17 protein-coding genes are annotated in these 20,321 nt (G+C 69.1%); 14 read left to right on the top strand and 3 right to left on the bottom strand.

The genetic code is table 11. From position 1 onward, the window contains the following. From WB794_RS03895 to WB794_RS03865, 7 genes are all read left to right on the top strand, one after another. Positions 1–1,215, top strand: coding sequence for a phosphopentomutase (locus tag WB794_RS03895; RefSeq protein WP_337334539.1), 1,215 nt, complete (start codon positions 1–3; stop codon positions 1,213–1,215). Continuing rightward, entirely contained in the window at positions 1,212–1,919 is a 708-nt protein-coding gene (deoD, locus tag WB794_RS03890) for a purine-nucleoside phosphorylase (RefSeq protein WP_337334538.1), read from the top strand. Before WB794_RS03895 ends, deoD begins: the two co-directional genes overlap by 4 nt. A 129-nt stretch (positions 1,920–2,048) precedes the next feature. Beyond that, complete coding sequence (locus tag WB794_RS03885; RefSeq protein ID WP_337334537.1) at positions 2,049–2,279, top strand: hexameric tyrosine-coordinated heme protein; 231 nt, start codon at positions 2,049–2,051, stop codon at positions 2,277–2,279. Positions 2,280–2,369: 90 nt separating this feature from the next. Continuing rightward, the gene (locus WB794_RS03880; RefSeq protein ID WP_337334536.1) at positions 2,370–2,630 is read left to right on the top strand and encodes a DUF2249 domain-containing protein; all 261 of its coding nucleotides are present in this window, start codon (positions 2,370–2,372) and stop codon (positions 2,628–2,630) included. Between the two features lie 3 nt (positions 2,631–2,633). Further along, positions 2,634–3,251 carry a hypothetical protein gene (locus WB794_RS03875; RefSeq protein ID WP_337334535.1) on the top strand — a complete coding sequence of 206 codons (618 nt, stop codon included), beginning with the start codon at positions 2,634–2,636 and terminating at the stop codon, positions 3,249–3,251. 101 nt (positions 3,252–3,352) lie between these two features. Then, complete coding sequence (locus WB794_RS03870) at positions 3,353–4,033, top strand: heavy metal response regulator transcription factor (RefSeq protein ID WP_337334534.1); 681 nt, start codon at positions 3,353–3,355, stop codon at positions 4,031–4,033. Further along, positions 4,026–5,423, top strand: a complete 1,398-nt coding sequence (locus tag WB794_RS03865; protein ID WP_337334533.1) for a heavy metal sensor histidine kinase — start codon at positions 4,026–4,028, stop codon at positions 5,421–5,423. The genes WB794_RS03870 and WB794_RS03865 overlap by 8 nt, the downstream gene beginning before the upstream one ends. A gap of 48 nt (positions 5,424–5,471) precedes the next feature. Here the strand turns inward: WB794_RS03865 and WB794_RS03860 are convergent, their stop codons facing one another. Further along, entirely contained in the window at positions 5,472–6,098 is a 627-nt protein-coding gene (locus WB794_RS03860) for a trimeric intracellular cation channel family protein (protein WP_337334532.1), read from the bottom strand. A 186-nt stretch (positions 6,099–6,284) separates the two neighbouring features. Between WB794_RS03860 and clpS the strand changes: the two genes are divergently transcribed. From clpS to WB794_RS03835, 5 genes are all read left to right on the top strand, one after another. After that, positions 6,285–6,623: an ATP-dependent Clp protease adapter ClpS gene (gene clpS, locus WB794_RS03855; protein WP_337334531.1), complete on the top strand. Its 339-nt coding sequence runs from the start codon at positions 6,285–6,287 to the stop codon at positions 6,621–6,623. A gap of 63 nt (positions 6,624–6,686) precedes the next feature. Then, positions 6,687–8,966, top strand: a complete 2,280-nt coding sequence (gene clpA / locus WB794_RS03850; RefSeq protein ID WP_337334530.1) for an ATP-dependent Clp protease ATP-binding subunit ClpA — start codon at positions 6,687–6,689, stop codon at positions 8,964–8,966. A gap of 453 nt (positions 8,967–9,419) precedes the next feature. Then, the gene (locus tag WB794_RS03845; RefSeq protein ID WP_337334529.1) at positions 9,420–10,769 is read left to right on the top strand and encodes a DEAD/DEAH box helicase; all 1,350 of its coding nucleotides are present in this window, start codon (positions 9,420–9,422) and stop codon (positions 10,767–10,769) included. Between the two features lie 228 nt (positions 10,770–10,997). Then, complete coding sequence (locus WB794_RS03840; protein ID WP_337334528.1) at positions 10,998–12,587, top strand: hypothetical protein; 1,590 nt, start codon at positions 10,998–11,000, stop codon at positions 12,585–12,587. 157 nt (positions 12,588–12,744) lie between these two features. Next, on the top strand, positions 12,745–13,146 hold the full coding sequence (locus WB794_RS03835) for a DUF3597 domain-containing protein (RefSeq protein WP_337334527.1): 402 nt from the start codon (positions 12,745–12,747) through the stop codon (positions 13,144–13,146). A gap of 124 nt (positions 13,147–13,270) precedes the next feature. On the opposite strand, the gene parE is transcribed toward WB794_RS03835, so the two are convergent. Next, positions 13,271–15,175: a DNA topoisomerase IV subunit B gene (gene parE, locus WB794_RS03830; protein WP_337334526.1), complete on the bottom strand. Its 1,905-nt coding sequence runs from the start codon at positions 15,173–15,175 to the stop codon at positions 13,271–13,273. Between the two features lie 171 nt (positions 15,176–15,346). Here parE and WB794_RS03825 point away from each other — a divergent pair, with 171 nt between their 5' ends. Beyond that, entirely contained in the window at positions 15,347–17,347 is a 2,001-nt protein-coding gene (locus tag WB794_RS03825; protein WP_337334525.1) for a choice-of-anchor J domain-containing protein, read from the top strand. A 90-nt stretch (positions 17,348–17,437) separates the two neighbouring features. Here WB794_RS03825 and WB794_RS03820 read toward each other — a convergent pair whose 3' ends face one another. Further along, entirely contained in the window at positions 17,438–18,580 is a 1,143-nt protein-coding gene (locus WB794_RS03820; protein ID WP_337334524.1) for a cysteine desulfurase family protein, read from the bottom strand. A gap of 124 nt (positions 18,581–18,704) precedes the next feature. Here WB794_RS03820 and nadB point away from each other — a divergent pair, with 124 nt between their 5' ends. Further along, entirely contained in the window at positions 18,705–20,321 is a 1,617-nt protein-coding gene (gene nadB, locus WB794_RS03815; RefSeq protein WP_337334523.1) for an L-aspartate oxidase, read from the top strand.

The following is a 20,321-nucleotide window of genomic DNA, read 5'->3' as shown; positions in this document are numbered from 1 at the left end:
ATGGCGCGGGCGATCTGGCTGGTGCTCGACTCCCTCGGCCTTGGCGGTGCCCCCGATGCCGTCGCCTACGGCGACGAAGGTGCCGATACCTTCGGCCACATCGCCGCCGCCTGTGCGGCGGATGCGCGCGGGCCGCTGCGGCTGCCGAACCTCACGCGCCTGGGCCTGCCGCAGGCGCATGCGCTGTCGGTCGGTGCGCCGGCACCGGGCTTTGAAAATCTGCCCGAACCGGCAAGCCTGTGGGGCTGCATGGCGGAGCGATCCAGCGGCAAGGACACGCCTTCCGGCCACTGGGAAAGCGCCGGCGTGGTGCTGGAAACGGCGTTTGGCCTGTTCGATGCGCCGGAAAACACGTTTCCGCCCGAACTCCTCGATGCCCTCGTCACGCGCGGCAGGCTGCCCGGCGTGCTCGGCAACTGCCACGCCTCGGGCACCGAGATCATTGCGCGCCTGGGCGAGGAGCACATTGCCAGCGGCAAGCCCATCGTCTATACCTCGGCCGACTCGGTGTTCCAGATCGCCGCGCACGAGGAGCACTTCGGCCTGCAGCGCCTGCTCGATCTGTGCGTGCTGGCGCGCGAACTGCTGGGGCCGTGGAACATCGGCCGGGTCATCGCGCGGCCGTTCATCGGCACCGCGCGCGACGGCTACGTGCGCACCGGCAACCGCCGCGACTATGCGCTGGAGCCGCCCGCGCCGACCCTGCTGGATGTCGCCCGTGCCGCCGGCCGCGAGGTGGTGTCGGTCGGCAAGATCAGCGACATCTTCGCCGCGCGCGGCGTCACCCGTGCGCTCAAGGGCAACGGCCACGACGCCCTGTTCGACGCCACGCTCAGCGCCATGGCCGAGACCGGTGACGGTGCCCTGATCGCCACCAACTTCGTCGATTTCGACAGCGTGTACGGGCACCGCCGCAACGCATTGGGCTACGGCGTGGCGCTGGAGCATTTCGATGCGCGCCTGCCCGAGGTTCTCGCCGCGCTGCGCCCGCACGATCTGCTGGTGATGAGCGCCGACCACGGCTGCGATCCGACCTGGCCGGGCAGCGACCACACCCGCGAGCGCGTGCCGCTGCTGGCCTTCGCGCCCGGCATCGCCGGCCGCGCGCTCGGGCGACGTGACAGCTTCGCCGATCTGGGGCAGGGCATCGCCACCCATCTTGGCCTTGCGCGCCTCGCGCACGGCCGCTGCTTTCTCACCGAGACCGCGCCATGAGTTCCGCACATATCGACGCCGCCCCCGGCCAGATCGCCGACACCGTCCTTTTGCCCGGCGATCCGCTGCGCGCGCGCTTCGTCGCGCAGGCCCTGCTCGCCGATCCGCAGCAGGTCACCGCGCGCCGCAACATGCTGGGCTTCACCGGCACCTGGAACGGCCGGCCCGTGAGCGTGATGGGCGGCGGCATGGGCATTCCTTCCACCGCGATCTACGTCACCGAACTGGCACGCAGCTACGGCGTGCGCCGCATCATCCGCATCGGCACCTGCGGCGGGCTGGGCGATGTGGCGATGGGCGAGGTGCTTCTGGCGCAGTCGGGCAGTACCGATTCGCGCTTCAACCGCATGCAGTTCGGCGGGCACGATCTTGCCGCCAGTGCCGATTTCGGCCTGCTGCGCGCAGCCGTGGACAGCGCCGCCGAACAGGATCTTGCGGTGCGCGTGGCCAACGTGTTCAGCACCGACTGCTTCTACGACGGCGATCCGCAGGTGCTCGACCACCTGCGCCGGCATCACATCATCGGCGTGGAGATGGAAACCGCCGGCCTCTACGGCCTGGCGATGCGCGAGGGCTTCCGGGCGCTGGCCATCCTCACGGTGAGCGATCTTTTCGCCACCGGCGAAAGCATGCCCGCCGCCGAGCGCGAGCAGGGCCTGATCCGCATGGCGAAGCTGGCGCTGGCGTGCACCGAGCCCGGCTGAGGACGGCGCGGGATTCCTGATCCGGCGGGCGCGCCGGCCGCCGCACCGATCTGGATGCGATCGCATCGTATTGCGATCCGCGCGCCGCAGCGCGACCATGGGGCTTCATTCCACCACGCGGAGCGACCCATGGCCGATCAATGGCTGACCAGCCTCATCACCCCGACCCCGCAGGCCGGCTTCGAACTGGCGATCACGCTGAGCCGCCGCGGCGTGAAGTACGCCCAGCCCGATGTGGACGTGCTGCACAAGCTGCGCCCGGAATATGCGGACAGTGCCGCCGGTCTGACGGCCGCCTCGCAGGTGGTGGCGATCAACTTCCAGACCATCGCGGCGGCCAACGGCTACTGGCGCGGCTGAATCGCGCAGCGCTCGCCTTGATCCAGGTCAGGGCGAGCGGGAAGCGTCGGCGTAGCATGGCGGATCTTGATGCAAACAGGAGTCATTCCCATGTCGCTCGATCCCGAACCCAACGTCTACATCTTCGACGCCCGCGGCATCGCCCGCCGCTTTCGCCATTCGGCGATCTTCGGCGCGCTCGGCGCGCTGCGCAACGGCGAGACGATGCGCTTCATCAACGACCACGATCCGATCCCGCTGCTGGGCCAGCTGCAGCAGCGCTTCGGCGAATACCTCAGCGTCGATTACCGCCAGCGCGATCCGTCCGGCGTCGTGATCGACTTTGGCATCAGCGGCCTGCCGGAAGAGTGAGCCATGGCGATGCAACCGTTTTTTTCCGACGCGCCGCGCATCACGGTGCACGATGCGCTGGCCGAGTTCCTCGGCAGCTGCGATGACGGCATGATCGAGTACGGCTACGCCGATGCGGTGCGCGTGGCCGGGCATTCCTGCCCGACCGTGGCCGGTGCCTACCTGATGGCGCTGGCCGGACTGCATGCGCTCTATCCGGACGCCGTACCCGAGCGCGGCGGCATCGAGGTGGCGATGAGCAGCGGCGAGGAGGAAGGCACCACGGGAGTGATCGCGCAGGTTTTCACCCTGTTGACCGGTGCCGCGGCCAGCAACGGCTTCCACGGCATCGGCGGACGCTTCCGTCGTCACGGCCTGCTGCGCTACGGCGAGCAGATGCCGGGCTTCGTCGCCCGCTTCAGGCGCACGGACACGGGCGATGCGGTGTATCTGGATCTGGACGTGTCCAGCGTGCCGGCCGCGCCCGACCTGCGCCTGCGGATGACACGCGCGCTGCAGCCCGATGCCGACATCGAGGAGCGTCGCGGTTTTGCCGCCACATGGCAGGATCGCGTGCGCCGTCTGCTGCTGGAACACGGCAGCGATCCGGCCGTGATCCGGGTGGTTCGGCAGCCCGCTTGACGCCTTGCGCGCCCGTCGCGCAGCGCGCGGCGGGCCGATAGAGTATCGCCCCGTGCCGTGCGCGATCTCCGCGGGAACGGCCGGGTGGATGCGGAGTGATCATGCGGCTGCTGGTGGTCGAAGACGAGGAAAAGACCGGCGACTACGTACGCCAGGGGCTGACCGAGGCCGGCTTCGTGGTGGATCTGGCGCGCAACGGCCTGGACGGCCGGCATCTGGCCGCGACCGGCGACTACGACCTCATCGTGCTCGACGTGATGCTGCCGGACGTGGACGGCTGGAGCATCCTGCGCTCGCTGCGCAGCGGCGGCAGCCAGGTGCCGGTGCTGTTCCTGACCGCCCGCAGCGCGGTGGAGGATCGCGTGCAGGGGCTGGAGCTGGGGGCCGACGACTACCTCATCAAACCCTTTGCCTTCTCCGAACTGCTGGCGCGGGTACGCACCCTGCTCAGGCGCGGTGCCGCGCCGGTGAATCCCGACTTCATCCGCATCGCGGACCTCGAACTCGACCTGCCGCGCCGGCGCGCGGCGCGCGGCGGACAGCGCATCAACCTCACGCCCAAGGAGTTCGCCCTGCTGGAACTGCTGGCGCGGCGTCAGGGCGAAGTGCTGCCGCGCTCGCTGATCGCGTCCCAGGTCTGGGACATGAACTTCGACAGCGACACCAATGTCATCGACGTGGCGATCCGCCGCCTGCGCGCCAAGATCGACGAGGGCTTCGAACCCAGGCTGATCCACACCGTGCGCGGCATGGGCTATCGGCTGGATCTTCCCGATGCCTGAGGCGAACACGCGCCCGCGCCGCCCCGCCTCGCTCGCGCTGCGGGTGATCGCGCTGGTCGGCATTTCGATGGCGCTGGTGCTGATCGGCTTCAACTGGATCAGCGCGCGCGCGCTCGACCGGCACTTCGTGGAGATGGACGAGGCCGAACTGCGCGCGGTGGCCGCCGCTGTGTTCCGCACGCTGGAAGCCACGCCGGCGGATGAAATCCCCGACCTGCAGCCGGCGGTGCGCGGGCACCACGGCGTGCATTTCCTGCTGCTCGATCCGGCCCTGCGCGACGCGCCGGCATCCCGCCACGGCCCGGAACTGGCGCGCTTTGCCGCCGGCGTGCCGCCGGTCGATCCCGATGGGCACTGGCCGCTGGCGGTGTGGGAAGAGGGCGGCACCCACTACCGCGGCACCGTGGTGGCGCTGGCGCATCCGCCCGGGCTGCGTCTGGCCGTGGCGATGGACATCGACACCCACGAGCACTTCACCCGCGAGTTCCGCCGCATCCAGCGCTGGACCTTTGCCCTGGCCATGGCGCTGGTGGTGGCGGTGGCCTGGCTCGCGGTGCGCTGGGGTCACGCGCCGATCCGCCGCACCAACGAGCGCATCCGCGCGATCTCCTCCTCGCGCCTCTACCTGCGCCTGGACCCGGACGCAGTGCCGGTCGAACTGGGCGAAACCCTGGTCGCGTTCAACGACCTGCTCGCCCGGCTCGAGGACGGCTTCGCCCAGCTCGCCAATTTTTCCGCCGACATCGCGCACGAACTGCGCACGCCCGTCACCAACCTCACCACCCAGACCGAGGTCGCGCTCGGGCAGGCGCGCAGCGCCGAGGAATACCGCGAGATCCTCTATTCCAATCTGGAGGAATTCGGGCGTCTGAACCGCATGATCAACGACATGCTTTTCCTGGCCCAGACCGAGAACGCACCGGACGCGCTCAGGCGCGAGGAGGTCGATCTGGCGGCCACGCTGCGCGACCTGTTCGACTACTTCGAGGCCTGGTGCGAGGAGCGCGGCGTGCTGCTGGAACTGTCGGGCGACGCCGCGCCGGCATGGGGCGATCGCGAGATGCTGCGTCGCGCGCTCGGCAATCTTCTGTCCAACGCCATCCGCTACACCCCGGCGGGCGGCTGCGTGGGCGTGACGCTTGCGCAGCAAGACGGCCGCGTCCGCCTCGTCATCGCCAACCCCGGCCCGGTCATACCCGCCGCCGACCTGCCGCGGCTGTTCAATCGTTTCTACCGGGTCGATCCGTCGCGCCAGAAGCAGGGTGCCGGCGCCGGCCTGGGCCTTGCCATCGTCAAGTCCATCGTCGAGGCGCACGGCGGCCGGGTGGACGTGGCATCGGACGAGGCCTCGACGCGCTTCTCGGTGGTTCTGCCGCAGGCAAAGCGCTGAGTTCCTGCGGGGCGCTGCGCGGATCCTGATGGCTGCGTGCGCCGCGCCTCAACGCTCCGTGCCGCCGATGCGCGGCAGGTTCCAGCCCCGGCGCATCGCCAGGTAGCGCAGGGAAAAGCACAGCGTGATGCCGGTCCATGACACCCAGGCCATCGGCAGCCCGAGGCTTTCGCCGGCGACCTGCACGCAGGCGGCGAGCAGGGCGGCGGAAGCGTAGATTTCCTTGCGCAGGATCAGCGGCAGGCGGTTGAGCAGCACGTCGCGCAGCACGCCGCCGCCGACCGCGCTGACCACGCCGAGCGCGATCGCCACCTGCGCGTTGTGGCCGAAGACCAGGCTCTTGTGTGCGCCGAACACGGCAAAGAAACCCAGACCCAGCGCATCGAACATCTGCACCGGATGGGCAAGCCGCCGCAGTACCGGATAGGCCACGATGGCCAGGATCGAGGCGGTCAGCGCAAGCAGCAGGTAGCGCCAGTCGGCCAGCCCGGCCGGCGGCACCGCGCCGATGCTGAGATCGCGGATGATGCCGCCGCCGCAGGCCACCAGCCAGGCGATGGCGATCACGCCGAACAGATCGAGGTTCTTCTGCCGTGCCGCGAGCGCGCCGCTGATGGCGAAGGCGAAAGTGCCCACCAGGTCGAGCAGGGTGAACAGCGGGATGTCGTCGCTCATGGTGGGGCCGGGGTCTCGGGTGGCGGTGGTGGTTCGGCGTCATTGTGCCGGCGAAGCCCCGCCGCGTGGCGTGCCTGCCCGCGCCCGAAGACGCCCGTATCCGGTGCGCGGCGCAGGCGCGGCACGTGATGTCTGGAATGTGAACCGCGCCTGCCCGACGCCTGGCTTCCTCAATATACTGGCCCCATGACCCAGGACCCGACCCCAGACCCCGGACAGGAGCACGAGGAAGGCTACGGCATCGCGCTGGCTCCGGCGCGGCCGGAGGTGAAACCGCCGCCGCTCTACCGCGTGCTTCTGCTCAATGACGACTACACCCCGATGGATTTCGTGGTGGAGGTGCTGCAGGTGTTCTTCAGCATGAACCGGGAAGGCGCCACCCAGGTGATGCTGCACGTCCACACCCGCGGGCGCGGCGTTTGCGGCGTTTTCACCCGGGAAGTGGCGGAAACCAAGGTGGCGCAGGTGAACGAATTCTCACGCGCGCACCATCATCCGTTGATGTGCACTATGGAGCAGGCATGAGCATCCCCATGTTCAGCCCATTGCGGCCCCGCAGGACGGCCGCCCACGCATAGGGAGATTGCGATGTTCAGCAAGGACCTCGAGTTCACCATCGGCCAGTGCTACAAGCAGGCGCGCGAGAGCCGGCATGAGTTCATGACGGTCGAACACCTGCTGCTGGCGCTTCTGGACAACCCGTCCGCCGCCGGCGTGCTGCGGGTTTGCGGCGCGGATCTTCCGCGCCTGGCCAGCGAATTGCGCAGCGTGATTGCCGAGACGGTGCCGGTGCTGCCCAAGGAGGACAGCCGCGACACCCAGCCCACGCTGGGCTTCCAGCGCGTGCTGCAGCGGGCGGTCTACCACGTGCAGTCGTCCGGCCGGAAGGAAGTCACCGGGGCCAACGTGCTGGTGGCGATCTTCGGCGAGAAGGATTCGCACGCGGTCTATCACCTCAACCAGCAGGAGATCACCCGTCTGGACGTGGTGAACTACATCTCCCACGGTGTCGCCAAGGTGGGGCAGGACGCGCCCAAGGCCGAACCGGAAGCCGGCAAGGAAGGCGAGACCATCGACGAGAAGGCCACCAGTCCGCTCGCCGAGTTCACCAGCAACCTCAACGAGCTCGCGCGCGAGGGCAAGATCGATCCCCTGATCGGGCGCAAGGACGAGGTCGAGCGCACCATCCAGGTGCTTTGCCGCCGGCGCAAGAACAACCCGCTCTACGTCGGTGAAGCCGGCGTGGGCAAGACCGCGCTGGCCGAAGGCCTGGCCAAGCGCATCGTCGATGGCGACGTTCCCGAGGTGCTCAAGGGTGCCACGATCTACGCGCTCGACCTGGGAGCGCTGGTGGCCGGCACCAAGTACCGCGGCGACTTCGAGAAGCGCCTCAAGGGCGTGCTGGCGCAGCTGCGCAAGGAAGACGAGGCGATCCTCTTCATCGACGAAATCCACACCATCATCGGTGCCGGTTCGGCCTCGGGCGGTACCATGGATGCGTCCAACCTGATCAAGCCGGCGCTGGCCTCGGGCGAGCTGCGCTGCATCGGCTCGACCACGTTCCAGGAATACCGCGGCGTGTTCGAGAAGGATCACGCGCTGGCGCGGCGCTTCCAGAAGATCGACGTGGTGGAGCCGTCCGTGGCCGAAGCGGTGGAAATCCTGCTCGGGCTCAAGTCGCGCTTCGAGGAGCATCATCGCGTCGAATACAGCAACGACGCGATCCGCGCGGCCGTGGATCTTTCGGTCAAGCACATCGGCGAGCGCCTGCTGCCGGACAAGGCCATCGACGTGATCGACGAAGCCGGCGCGCGCCAGCGCGTGGTGCCCGAATCCGAGCGAAAGGCCCTGATCGACGTGCCCGAGATCGAGCTGATCGTGGCCAAGATGGCGCGCATCCCCGCCAAGCAGGTGTCGGCCTCGGACAAGGACGTGCTCAAGAGCCTGGAACGCAACCTCAAGATGGTGGTGTTCGGGCAGGACGAAGCCATCGACACGCTCACCGCCGCCATCAAGATGGCGCGCTCGGGCCTGGCCCAGCCGGACAAGCCGATCGGCAGCTTCCTGTTCGCCGGCCCGACCGGCGTGGGCAAGACCGAGGTCACCCGCCAGCTCGCGATGCAGCTCGGGATCGAGCTGATCCGCTTCGACATGAGCGAGTACATGGAACCGCACTCGGTGTCGCGCCTGATCGGCGCGCCTCCGGGCTACGTCGGCTTCGACCAGGGCGGCCTGCTGACCGAGAAGATCGTCAAGACGCCGCACTGCGTGCTGCTGCTGGACGAGATCGAGAAAGCCCATCCGGACATCTTCAACATCCTGCTGCAGGTGATGGACCGCGGCGTGCTCACCGATACCAACGGGCGCGAAGCCAACTTCCGCAACGTGGTGCTGGTGATGACCACCAACGCCGGCGCGCAGCAGGCGGCGCGGCGCACCATGGGCTTCGTCGAGCAGAACCACAGCACCGATGCGATGGAAGTGATCCGCCGCAGCTTCTCGCCCGAGTTCCGCAACCGGCTCGATGCGGTGGTGCAGTTCGGCGGGCTGGATTTCGACCACATCCTGCGCGTGGTGGACAAGTTCATCATCGAGCTGGAAACCCAGCTGCAGGAAAAGCACGTCAGCTTCAGCGTCGATCCCGAAGCGCGGCGCTGGCTGGCCGAGCACGGCTTCGATCCGCAGATGGGCGCGCGCCCGATGGCGCGCGTGCTGCAGGAGAAGATCAAGCGCCCGCTCGCCGATGAACTCCTGTTCGGCGCGCTGGTTGGCGGCGGTCGGGTCGAAGTGACGGTGCGCGACGGCGAGTTGGCGGTCGCGGCCCAGCCCGAACCCGCGCGACTGCTGCCGGCAACGATCGAGGATTGATCCTTGCAGATGGCCGGCGTTGGGGGGGGGGTGGGCCCCCCCCCCCCCCGGCCCGGGCGCCCCGCTGGCGCCCCCCCCCGGGCCCCCCGCGGGGGCCGGGGGGGGGCCCCGCCCCCCCGCCCCCCCCCCCGCCGGGGGCGCGGGCGTCGGCAGGGCCGGTGGGGGGGGGGGGGGGGGGGGGGGGGGGGGGGGCCCCCCCCCCCCCCCCCCCCCCCCCGGGACCGGCCTGAACTGATGCCGCGATCCCGGTGACGCGGCGCTGGTCAAGGCGGGCGCAAGCGCGTACAGTACGCGAAGATTGCTGCGCCGCATCACGCCATCCCGGGCGTTCGGCGCACGGCGCTGCGTACTCTGCGCGCCGCCGACGGCCGATCCCGGCCAGCGCGTTCCGCCCAATCCCTGTCGCGCCACGGTTGCGGGAAACCCGTGGCGTGCGACCCCCAAGGAGTCACCATGTCCTTCACTTCGCTCGGGCTTGCGCCCGGGATCGTCCGTGCGCTGGATGCGCTCGGCTACCAGTCCCCCACGCCGATCCAGGAACGCGCCATTCCGCTGGTGCTGGAAGGCCGCGACCTTCTCGCCGGCGCACAGACCGGCACCGGCAAGACCGCCGCGTTCGCGCTGCCGCTGATCCAGCGCCTGTCGGCCACGCCCGCGCGTCCGCTCTCGCGCACGCCGCGCGCGCTCATCCTCACGCCGACGCGCGAACTGGCCCTGCAGGTACACGAAAACCTGCGCGAATACGCCCGCCATGCGCGCGTGTCGAGCACGGTCATCTTCGGCGGCGTCGGCATGGGACCGCAGACCGAGGCGCTGCGCCGCGGCGTGGACGTGCTGGTGGCCACGCCCGGTCGCCTGATCGACCACGTCGAGCAGCGCCATCTGGACCTGTCGCGCATCGAGGTGCTGGTGCTGGACGAGGCCGACCGGATGCTCGACATGGGCTTTTTGCCGGCGATCCGCCGCATCCTGGCCATGCTGCCGACGCAGGGCCGCCAGACCCTGCTGTTCTCGGCCACCTTCGCCCAGGAAATCAAGGACATCGCCCACCGCTTCATGCGTGATCCGGCGGAAGTGCAGGTGACCCCGCAGAACAGCGTGGTGGCCACCATCGAACACCGCGCCCATCCGGTCGACACGGACCGCAAGCGCGATCTGCTGCTGCACCTGATCGCCGCCGACAGCCGCCGCCAGGCGCTGGTCTTCACCCGCACCAAGCACGGTGCCAACCGCCTGTCCGACTGGCTCGAAAAGGCCGGCGTGCGCAGCGCCGCAATCCACGGCAACAAGTCGCAGAGCGCGCGGGTCAAGGCGCTGGATGGATTCAAGGACGGCGGCGTCACCGTGCTGGTGGCCACCGACATCGCCGCGCGCGGCATCGATATCGACCAGCTCCCGCTGGTGGTCAACTTCGATCTGCCGACGCTGGCCGAAGACTACGTGCACCGCATCGGCCGCACCGGCCGCAACGGCAGCACCGGCGAGGCCATCTCGCTGGTGTCGCCGGAGGAAGGTCCACTGTTGCGCGACATCCAGCGCCTGCTCAAGCAGGACATCACGTTGATGCCGATCGCAGGCTACGAGGCCTCCAGGGCGCTGCAGATGGATGCCTCGCTCAAGGCCGCGCGCCGCCCCGGGCAGCCGCCGCAGCGCGGCCCGCGCCCGGCCGGAAAGCCCGGTTCGCCGCGCTCGGGCAAGCCCGCCTCGCGTCCTGCCCCCAAGCCCGCCCGCAGTGCCGGGCACGGCGGCAAGGACCACCGCGGCCAGGGCGGAAGCCGCGGGCGCGGGCAACAGGCGGTCTGAGGTTCGCGACAGGCGTGGCCTGTCGGCTCCCTTCGGCGAGGCGCGCGGCCGGCGTCCGCGCGCATTGGCGCGCGGCCAAGGCCGTGAGGCGCGATCCGGGAGTCGGCTGCGGCCGTTTGTCGTCAAGAATGCGGGCGGCGCGCCGTCCGGCACCTTGTGCCACGGCGCTGAGGGTTCTTGCCGCGTTTTCGCGTACTGGAGGGGTGCCCTTGCCCAGGAGTTGCCCCGATGCGCCGCAGTCTTGCCGCCACCTGCCTTCTTTCCTGCCTCGCCGCGCCGGCCGGCCATGCTGAAATCATGGTCGGCGGCCTGGGCGCGCCGGAAGGCGCGACGCACCCGCTGAGTGCGTTTACCAGCCTGGCGCAGGGCACGATGACGCCGTATCGCCAGATCGTCGGGCCGAACATCCAGGTCCGCGAGCCGATGTTCGGCAGCTACGAGCCCAACCAGCAGCTGATCTACGTGTCCGACTTTCGCGGGCAGGCGGTCCGGGTGTTCCCGGCGTTCGCCAGCGGTGACGTGGCTCCCATCCGCGTGATCAACCCGCCGCTGATCGGCCAGACCCGCGCCAATGCGCCCGTCTTTGACCACGGCGAACTGGGCGTGATCGTGAGCAACTGCTGCATCGGCACCTATCCGCTGGATGCCAGCGGCGATGCGGTGCCGCGTGTCCGGGCGGTAAGCTGGGGCGGCGGCAGCGGCGGCGTCACCGGGTTGAACAGCCCGCACCACCTTCACTACCTGCCGGCCAGCGACGAATACGCGGTGCTCGACTATGCGCCGGCCCCGTCCTACGCCTCGCGCATCGTGTTCCACCACCGCACCGCGAACGGCAACGTGCCGCCCTCGCGCATGATCACCGGCCCGTTTGTCGCCAACGCGCGCGGCATGGCCTACGACCCGACCTCACGGCGCATCTTCGTGCTGCGCATCACGCCGCAGTCGCCGCCGGCGGGCAACATCGGCCTCATCAGCGTATTCGACGACAGCGCCAGCGGTGATGCCGTTCCGCTGCACACGATCTACAGCAGCCAGCTGTACGAAGATCCGGGATACTATTTCGCCGGACTGGGATTCGACCCCTACACCGACCGCCTGATGGTCAGCATCACGCAGAGCGGCAGCCCGGCCGCCAACCGCCTCATGACGTTCGCTGCGACGGCCGTCGGCTCGACGTCCCCCATCCAGGATCTCAACGGCACGAACCTGAGCCCGTACAGCGTGGGCATTCCCTTCGGCGTGCCGCTGTCGCCGCCCGCGCCCATGCCGCTTCTGGCCGTCGCCCATCCCACCGCGATCGCCTACGGCGGCACCAGTGCGCTGTCATCGCAAGGCGGGCTGGGCGGTGGCGCGGTGGGCTTCAGCGTCACGAGCGGGGCAGGCACCTGCGCAATCAGCGCTGCCACGCTGACGGCCATCGGTACCGGCACCTGCACGGTCACCGCGACCAAGGCGGCGGATTTCCCCTTTCCCGAGCAGACCGCCACCGTCGACCTGAGCGTCGCCCTTGCCGAGCAGGCGGCCCTGACGGCCTTCGCTTCGCCGACCACGCTGCCGGTCGGCGACACCAGCGCACTCACGACCCAGGGCGGTTCGGGCACGGGTGCCGTGAGCTTCCAGGTTTCGAATGGTTTCGGCGCCTGCGCCATCCAGGGCAACACGCTCGATGCGCTGGCACCGGGCAGCTGCAGCCTTTACGCATTCAAGGCCGGCGATGCGCACTATTACCCCGCGATCAGCGCCGAGATCACGGTGACGGTCACGCCGAGCAACGACGTGTTCGCGGATGGTTTCGAGGAGCCGGCACCGGGACGGTGAGGCGGCGGTCGATGGCGTGATCCGCAGTGAACGCGCGGATTCCGGCGAATCGGTGGCCGGGCGCGGCGCGATGACCAGGTTGCGTTGGCCGGGTTTTGCAACGCGCCCGAAAGCTGGCACCATCCAAGTCCCGATGACTGCCGCAAGGAAAGGAACCATGGGACTGTTTTCTTCGATTCTCGACAAACTGGGTCTGGGCGGTGCCAAGGCGGCACCGGCACCTGAACCCGTACCCGAGGTGATCTTCGTCGATCCTGCGGACCTGCCGCCGACGGCTGCGGCCCCCGTGGCGATTCCGGTGGTCGACGTGATGAGCCAGCTGGAAGAAAAAGCCGCCGCCAGCGCGCAGAAGCTCAACTGGAAGACCTCCATCGTCGACCTGCTCAAGCTGCTCGACCTCGACAGCAGCTTCGGCGCGCGCAAGGAAATGGCGAAGGAGCTGGACTGCCCGGAGAAGCTCATGGGCGATTCGGCCCAGATGAACATGTGGCTGCACAAGGAAGTCCTGCGCCGCATCGCCGAAAACGGCGGCAACGTGCCGGCCGACCTCCTGGACTGATCCGGGCCGGCCAGGCAGGACAGCGGAACCGCCTGCGGCGGTTCCGCTCCGCTGCGCCCATGGCTCCGACCCCGCACGGCTCCGATGATCGCATCGGGCGCGACGGCCGGGATCAGGCGAAAACCTATGTTTCCAGCGTCGCCAGATCGCCCTTGGTTTCCAGCCAGGTCTTGCGGTCGGAGGCGCGCTTTTTCGACAGCAGCATGTCCATCAGCGCCGAGGTTTCGCCGCCGTCCTCCACGGTGAGCTGCACCAGCCGGCGCGTATCGGGGTGGATAGTGGATTCGCGCAGCTGCGAGGGGTTCATCTCGCCCAGGCCCTTGAAGCGGGTGACGCTGACCGCGCCCTTTATCTTCTCGCGCTCGATGCGCTCCAGCAGGATGCGGCGCTCGTCCTCGTCCAGCGCGTAGAACACCTGCTTGCCCACGTCCACGCGGAACAGTGGCGGCATGGCGACGAACACGTGACCTTCGCGCACCAGCGCGGGGAAGTGCTTGAGGAACAGCGCGGAGAGCAGGGTGGCGATGTGCAGGCCGTCCGAATCGGCATCGGCGAGGATGATGACCTTGCCGTAGCGCAGGCCATCGAGATTGTCAGAGCCCGGATCGCAGCCGATCGCCACGGCCAGATCGTGCACTTCCTGCGAGGCCAGCACGCCGCTGCTGGCGACCTCCCAGGTGTTCAGGATCTTGCCGCGCAGCGGCAGGATGGCCTGGAAGTCCTTGTCGCGCGCCTGCCGCGCGCTGCCGCCGGCCGAGTCGCCTTCCACCAGGAAGATCTCGGTGCGCGAGAGATCCTGCGAGGCGCAGTCGGCGAGCTTGCCGGGCAGGGCCGGACCCTGGGTGATCTTCTTGCGGACCACCTGCTTTTCGGTTTTCAGCCGCGCCGAGGCGCGCTCGATGGCGAGCTGCGCGATCTTTTCGCCCAGCTCGACGTTCTGGTTGAGCCACAGCGAAAAGGCATCGTGCGCGATGCCCTCCACGAAGCCTGCGGCCTGGCGCGAGGACAGGCGCTCCTTGGTCTGGCCGGAAAACTGCGGATCGGCGAGCTTGGCCGAAAGCACGTAGCTGATGCGGTCCCAGACATCTTCCGGGGCCAGTTTCACACCGCGCGGCAGCAGGCTGCGGAAGTCGCAGAACTCGCGCAGCGCTTCCGTCAGGCCCGAGCGCAGGCCGTTGACGTGGGTGCCGCCCTGGGCGGTGGGAATGAGGTTGACGTAGCTTTCCTGCACCAGTTCGACCGCGCCCGATTCGGGCGGGGGCACCCAGCACGCCGCGAACTCGCAGGCCTCCCCCTCGCGCGCCTGCGCCGCCAGGAACAGCTGCGGCGGCAGGTAGTCCACGTCCGAAAGCATGCCGCGCAGGTAGTCGCGCAGGCCGTCCTCGTAGAACCACTCGTTGCGCTCGCCGCTGGCCGCGTCCAGCAACGTGACGCGCAGGCCGGGACACAGCACCGCCTTGGCGCGCAGCACGTGGCGCAGCTGGCGCAGGTTGAACCTCGGGCTGTCGAAATACTTCGGATCCGGCCAGAAGCGCAGCCGGGTGCCGGTGTTGCGCCGGCCCACGGTGCCCGCCTGGGTGAGGGTGGAGTCAACCAGGCCGTCGCGGAAGGCCATGTGGTGCTCCACGCCGTCGCGCTTGATCCAGACATCCAGCCGCGTGGAGAGCGCGTTCACCACCGAGACGCCGACGCCGTGCAGTCCGCCGGAGAACGTGTAGTTCTTGCCGCTGAACTTGCCGCCGGCGTGCAGCCGGGTGAGGATCAGCTCGACGCCCGGTACGCCTTCCTCCGGGTGGATGTCCACCGGCATGCCGCGCCCGTCGTCGCTTACCTCGCAGCTGCCGTCGGGGTGCAGCACCACCTCGATGCATTTGGCGTGGCCGGCCAGGGCCTCGTCCACCGAGTTGTCGATCACCTCCTGCGCCAGATGGTTGGGGCGCGAGGTGTCGGTGTACATGCCGGGCCGGCGCTTGACCGGGTCCAGGCCGGAGAGGACTTCGATGTCGGCGGCGTCGTAGCGTGAGCTCATGGGGCGGCGGAATCGGGAAAACGGCAGCCGCTCAGGATGGCGGGGAGTGGCGGGGGAATCAAGCCGTGCCCCCGAGACGGAGGCTTCCACAACGGGGTGCTGTCAGACCGTGCGCGAAGGACAAGAATGACCGGACGGCCGGTTCCGGCTGCAGGAGGAGTGTCACAAAACATGAAGATTGGGATCCGTGGAAGCCGTCGTATCGGGGCGGGTGCGGGGGCTGCCTTGGCGGTGGCTTGGCTGGTTTTCCCGATGGGAGTCGTGGCGGGAGAGTCGTTGCCGCGCCTGGTGCTGTCGGATGCAGCCGTCGATCAGCCTGCAACGCTGCGATCGGCAGCCCGGCCGGAATCGTTGGCGAGCGCCCAGCCGGCAGGTGCAAACCGGCTCGCGCGCCGTGCCGGTGCCAGCCCCCTGTTCGCGCAAAATTTCGATGCCGACTGCAGCCAGGTGCCGCCCGCGCCGCCGCCCAGTCCGCCACCGCCCTATGCGACGCCGCTCGGATTCACCGTGCATGACGTGGATGCTCGAACGCCGGCCGCTCCGGTCGGATACGTTACCAACGCATGGATCGTGCGCGAGGATTTCAAGTTCAACGTCAACAACTGCGCCATGTTCAGCACGTCCTGGTACAGCTCGATTGGCGCGGCCGATGACTGGGCGGTGTTTCCCACCCAGGCGGCCGGCCCGATCACGCCATCGGAGCGGACGCGGCTGTCCTGGAATGCCGTTGTCTACGATCCCGCCTTTCCTGATGGATATGAGGTGCGCTACAGCACGGCGGGCACCGCCGTTTCCGATTTCCTGAGCAATCCGGCGCTGGCATCGATCGCTGCTGAAAACTCCGCCTGGACCTCACGCAGCCTCGATCTGGGAGCCTTCGCGGGCACGCCGATCCATCTGGCCTTCCGCAACACCAGCAACGATATGTTCCTGCTTGTGATCGACGACATCCTGGTGGAGGATGTCGCGCAGTACGATCCGGCCCTGGATGGGCTCGTCGAGGAGCCGACGAGCGGATATGCGCGGCTGCCCGCATCGCTGGGGTACACGTTCTCCCTCTCGGCCAAGGTGCGCAACGACGGTACCGACGCGCTTACCGGCGTCGCGGTCGATGCCGACCTGCTGGTGGACGGCGTGCCGGTCGCGACCCTGTCCTCGGCGCCTGTCGCCCTGGCTGCCGGAACCGAACAGCAGGTGGCCCTGGGCGATATGGAGTACGCGCAGCTCGGGCAGTGGACGGCGGAAGCCCTGGTCACCGCTGCGGAAGGCGATGATGACGCCGGCAACTCCGTTGCCACGCGGGTCTTGGCCGAAATCACCGAGGACGAGCTGACCCGCGCGCAGGGTCCGGTTGCAGGCACGCTGGGCATCGGTGCCGGCAACGGGGGCGAGCTGGGGCAGGACTTCTTCGTCCCCGTGACGGCCAAGCTGACGGGGGTGCGCTACACGGTGAACAATCCCGACAACCTGCCGCAAGGACAGACTCCAGGCGATGGCATCGGAGATCTGAACGGCGTCCAGATGCAGGCCACGATCCGCGCCTGGGATCCTCTTCTGAACAAGCCGGGCGACCTGCTGTATACCGCGAGCGTCACGGTACCGGGCGATGCCGCGATCGGCCCTCTCCCGCTGGAACTCCCCGTGCCGGACCTCCTCCTCCCGCCGGGCCGCTACCTGATCGCGGCGGTCGAGCCTACCGAGCCGGTGCCACAGACCCTGGAACTGCACGCCGCGATGGAGCGCTTCACCCTGGGAACGGGCTGGGTCAACTGGCCCACCAGCCCCATGGGTGGATGGGCCAACCTCGAGGACTTCGGCGCCAGCTTCAAGCGCTCGTTCGTCCTCAGTGCGATCCTGCAGCGTGCCGTGCTGGTTCCCGTGGCGCGGGACGATGCGTTCTCCGTTGTCCAGGGCACCACGCTGACCGGCAGTGTCGCCGACAACGACACCCCTTCCGACAATGGCGGCAATACCTGGAGCGTCAGCGTGGCACCCGGATCCGGAAGCCTGGCGATGGGGGCGGACGGGTACTTCAGCTTCACACCGGAGGGGGCGGGCAGCGTCGCTTTCGAGTACGCGCTGTGCGATGTGGATGGCGATTGCAGTTCCGCCACCGCGCAGATCGAGGTGCTTGCGCTGGAGATATTCGACGATTCGTTCGAGGCACCCTGACGGGTCCGGATCGGACGAGGCTTTCGACCCCGGCGGCGTCCGGGTGCGAGTCTCCGGTCCGCCGGTTTTTCGTGATGCGGCGGCGCACCGTCAGCCGCGCAGCCGCATCACGATACGGGTGAAGACCTCGATTGCGGTGCCGATCTCGTCCGCAGTGGTGAAGCGTCCGAGCGAGAAGCGCAGCGATGCCTGCGCCAGCGCGGGCGGCAGGCCCATCGCGGTGAGCACGTGCGAGGGCCGCGGCGTGGCCGAGTGGCAGGCCGAGCCGCCGGAAATGGCGAGGTCGGCGGCCAGCGCCTGCAGCAGGACTTCCCCGCCCACGCCGTCAACGCTCAGGTTGAGGTGCCCCGGCAGGCGCGGCGCACCGGCACCGTTGAGATGGAGGCCGCCCAGCGGCGACACGCCGGCCCAGAGGCGGTCGCGCAGCGCCGCGATGCGCGCGGCATCGGCCTCGCGCTCGCACCGGACCAGTTCGCAGGCCAGGCCCAATCCGACGATCTGGTGCGTGGCCAGGGTGCCGGAGCGCCGTCCGCGCTCCTGCCCGCCACCGTGAAGCTGGGGCTCCAGCTCCAGATCCGCGCGCCGCCGCAGGTACAGGGCACCGATTCCCTTGGGCCCGCAAAACTTGTGCGCGGAAAGGGAAACCAGGTCCACCGGCAGCGCGCGCACATTCAGCGCCAGCGCGCCCGCAGTCTGCGCGGCATCGACGTGGAAGGCGATGGATCGCGCGCGGCACAGCGCGCCGACCGTGCCGATGTCGTTGATCACGCCGGTTTCGTTGTTGGCGTGCATCAGCGACACCAGGAACGTGTCCGGGCGCAGCGCGTCGGCGATGGCATCGGGTTCGACGTCGCCTGAAGGTCGCGGCGTCACGCGGGTGACCTGCCAGCCGCGTGCTTCGAGCTGCGCGCAGGGTGCCAGCACGGCATCGTGCTCGATCGCGCTGGTGACGATGTGCCCGCCGGGATGGCGTTCGGCCAGGCCCTTGATGGCGAGGTTGTTGGCCTCGGTGGCACCGCTGGTGAAGACGATCTCGCGCGGATCGGCATCGAGGAGGGCGGCGACCTGCGCGCGCGCGGCTTCGATGTGCGCGGCGGCCGTGCGCCCGGGCGCGTGCAGGGTCGAGGAGGGATTGGCGAAGTCGCCGTCCAGCCCCAGCAGCGAGGTCATGGCCGGGATGATCCTTGGATCGGCCGGCGCGGTGGCCGCATAATCGAAATAGGGGATGCGCATGTTCGACTCGTGTTCCGGCGCGCGGCGGCGGTTGCGGACGCGCGGCCTTGGCAAGGACGGCGCAGCCGTCCTTCTTCTTTTCCTCGATCAGTGTGCCATCGCGACAGGTGGCGCGGACAGTGCGATGACCCGACAGGACGTACTCATCATCGGCAGCGGTGCCGCCGGTCTCGCGGCGGCCCTGCATCTGCCGCCGGAAGTGGCCGTGACGGTGCTGTCCAAGGGCGCGCTGACTCTTGCCAGCACCTGGCACGCGCAGGGCGGCGTGGCGGCGGTGCTGGACCAGGGCGACACGCTGGAGTCGCACATGCGCGACACCCATGTCGCCGGTGCCGGGCTGTGCCACGACGATGCCGTGCGCCGGACCGTGGAAGGCGGCCCCGAGGCGATCGCCTGGCTGGTCGGGCAAGGCGTCAACTTCAGCCTGTTGGACGAATCCGGGCGCGGCCAGCACGGTTTCCACCTCACCCGCGAGGGCGGCCACAGCCACCGCCGCGTCATCCACGTGGCCGATGCGACCGGGCAGGCGATTTCCAGCGCGCTGATTTCCCGGGTGCGCGAACGCGCCAACGTGACGCTTCAGGAAAACCGCCTGGCCATCGACCTGATCGTGCGCGGTGAAGGCGAGCAGCGCCGCGTGATCGGAGCCTATGTGCTGGACGTGGACAGCGGCCAGGTGGAGACGCTGCTGGCGCGCGCGGTGGTACTGGCCACCGGCGGTGCCGGCAAGGTGTACCTGTATACCTCCAATCCCGACAGCGCCACCGGCGACGGCATCGCGATGGCATGGCGCGCCGGCTGCCGCGTGGCCAACATGGAGTTCATGCAGTTCCACCCAACCCTGCTGTACCACCCGCAGGCGCGCTCCTTCCTGATCAGCGAAGCGGTGCGCGGCGAGGGCGGCCGGCTGCTGCTGCCCGATGGCGAGCGCTTCATGCCGCGCTTCGATGCGCGCGCCGAACTGGCCCCGCGCGACGTGGTGGCGCGCGCCATCGACCACGAGATGAAGCGCCTGGGTATCGACTGCGTGTACCTGGACATCAGCCACCGGCCCGCCGATTTCATCCTGCACCACTTCCCGACGATCTATGCCCGCTGCCTGCAGGTGGGCATCGACATGACCCGTGAGCCGATTCCGGTGGTGCCCGGCGCGCACTACACCTGCGGCGGCGTGGTGGTGGATGGCGATGGCCGCACCGATCTGGCCGGGCTTTACGCCATCGGCGAGGCCTCGTTCACCGGCCTGCACGGTGCCAACCGCATGGCCAGCAATTCGCTGCTGGAATGCCTGGTCTACGGCAAGGCCGCCAGCCGCCGCATCGCACAGCGCCTTGCACATCTGCCCGAGCCGCCGCAGGTGCCGGTCTGGGATGCCTCGCGCGTGAGCAACTCGGACGAGGACGTGGTGATCAGCCACAACTGGGACGAGCTGCGCCGATTCATGTGGGACTACGTCGGCATCGTGCGCACCGACAAGCGCCTGGCGCGGGCCTGGCACCGGGTGCGCCTGCTGCGCCGCGAAATCCACGAGTACTACGCCCGCCACACCGTTTCGCGCGACCTGCTGGAGCTGCGCAACCTGGTCACCGTGGCCGAGCTGATCGTGCGCAGCGCCGCGCTGCGGCGCGAATCGCGCGGGCTGCACTACAACCTGGATTGCCCCGAGGCGCTGCCCGAGGCGCGCGATACCGTGCTCGATCCGGCGTCTCCCGCGCCTGGCGAGGATTTGTTCGTGGCCTGA

This window comes from Denitratimonas tolerans (assembly GCF_037203605.1).
Taxonomy (GTDB): Bacteria; Pseudomonadota; Gammaproteobacteria; order Xanthomonadales; family Xanthomonadaceae; genus Denitratimonas; species Denitratimonas tolerans.
The sequence above is the reverse complement of the archived record's forward strand: the minus strand, read 5'-3'. Positions and strand labels throughout refer to the sequence as shown.

Excerpts from the sequence above, each read along its gene's own strand:
- WB794_RS03895 (WP_337334539.1), top strand. The coding sequence starts at position 1 with ATGGCGCGGGCGATCTGGCTGGTGCTCGACTCCCTCGGCCTTGGCGGT.
- deoD (WP_337334538.1), top strand. The coding sequence starts at position 1,212 with ATGAGTTCCGCACATATCGACGCCGCCCCCGGCCAGATCGCCGACACC.
- WB794_RS03885 (WP_337334537.1), top strand. The coding sequence starts at position 2,049 with ATGGCCGATCAATGGCTGACCAGCCTCATCACCCCGACCCCGCAGGCC.
- WB794_RS03880 (WP_337334536.1), top strand. The coding sequence starts at position 2,370 with ATGTCGCTCGATCCCGAACCCAACGTCTACATCTTCGACGCCCGCGGC.
- WB794_RS03875 (WP_337334535.1), top strand. The coding sequence starts at position 2,634 with ATGGCGATGCAACCGTTTTTTTCCGACGCGCCGCGCATCACGGTGCAC.
- WB794_RS03870 (WP_337334534.1), top strand. The coding sequence starts at position 3,353 with ATGCGGCTGCTGGTGGTCGAAGACGAGGAAAAGACCGGCGACTACGTA.
- WB794_RS03865 (WP_337334533.1), top strand. The coding sequence starts at position 4,026 with ATGCCTGAGGCGAACACGCGCCCGCGCCGCCCCGCCTCGCTCGCGCTG.
- WB794_RS03860 (WP_337334532.1), bottom strand. The coding sequence starts at position 6,098 with ATGAGCGACGACATCCCGCTGTTCACCCTGCTCGACCTGGTGGGCACT.
- clpS (WP_337334531.1), top strand. The coding sequence starts at position 6,285 with ATGACCCAGGACCCGACCCCAGACCCCGGACAGGAGCACGAGGAAGGC.
- clpA (WP_337334530.1), top strand. The coding sequence starts at position 6,687 with ATGTTCAGCAAGGACCTCGAGTTCACCATCGGCCAGTGCTACAAGCAG.
- WB794_RS03845 (WP_337334529.1), top strand. The coding sequence starts at position 9,420 with ATGTCCTTCACTTCGCTCGGGCTTGCGCCCGGGATCGTCCGTGCGCTG.
- WB794_RS03840 (WP_337334528.1), top strand. The coding sequence starts at position 10,998 with ATGCGCCGCAGTCTTGCCGCCACCTGCCTTCTTTCCTGCCTCGCCGCG.
- WB794_RS03835 (WP_337334527.1), top strand. The coding sequence starts at position 12,745 with ATGGGACTGTTTTCTTCGATTCTCGACAAACTGGGTCTGGGCGGTGCC.
- parE (WP_337334526.1), bottom strand. The coding sequence starts at position 15,175 with ATGAGCTCACGCTACGACGCCGCCGACATCGAAGTCCTCTCCGGCCTG.
- WB794_RS03825 (WP_337334525.1), top strand. The coding sequence starts at position 15,347 with ATGAAGATTGGGATCCGTGGAAGCCGTCGTATCGGGGCGGGTGCGGGG.
- WB794_RS03820 (WP_337334524.1), bottom strand. The coding sequence starts at position 18,580 with ATGCGCATCCCCTATTTCGATTATGCGGCCACCGCGCCGGCCGATCCA.
- nadB (WP_337334523.1), top strand. The coding sequence starts at position 18,705 with ATGACCCGACAGGACGTACTCATCATCGGCAGCGGTGCCGCCGGTCTC.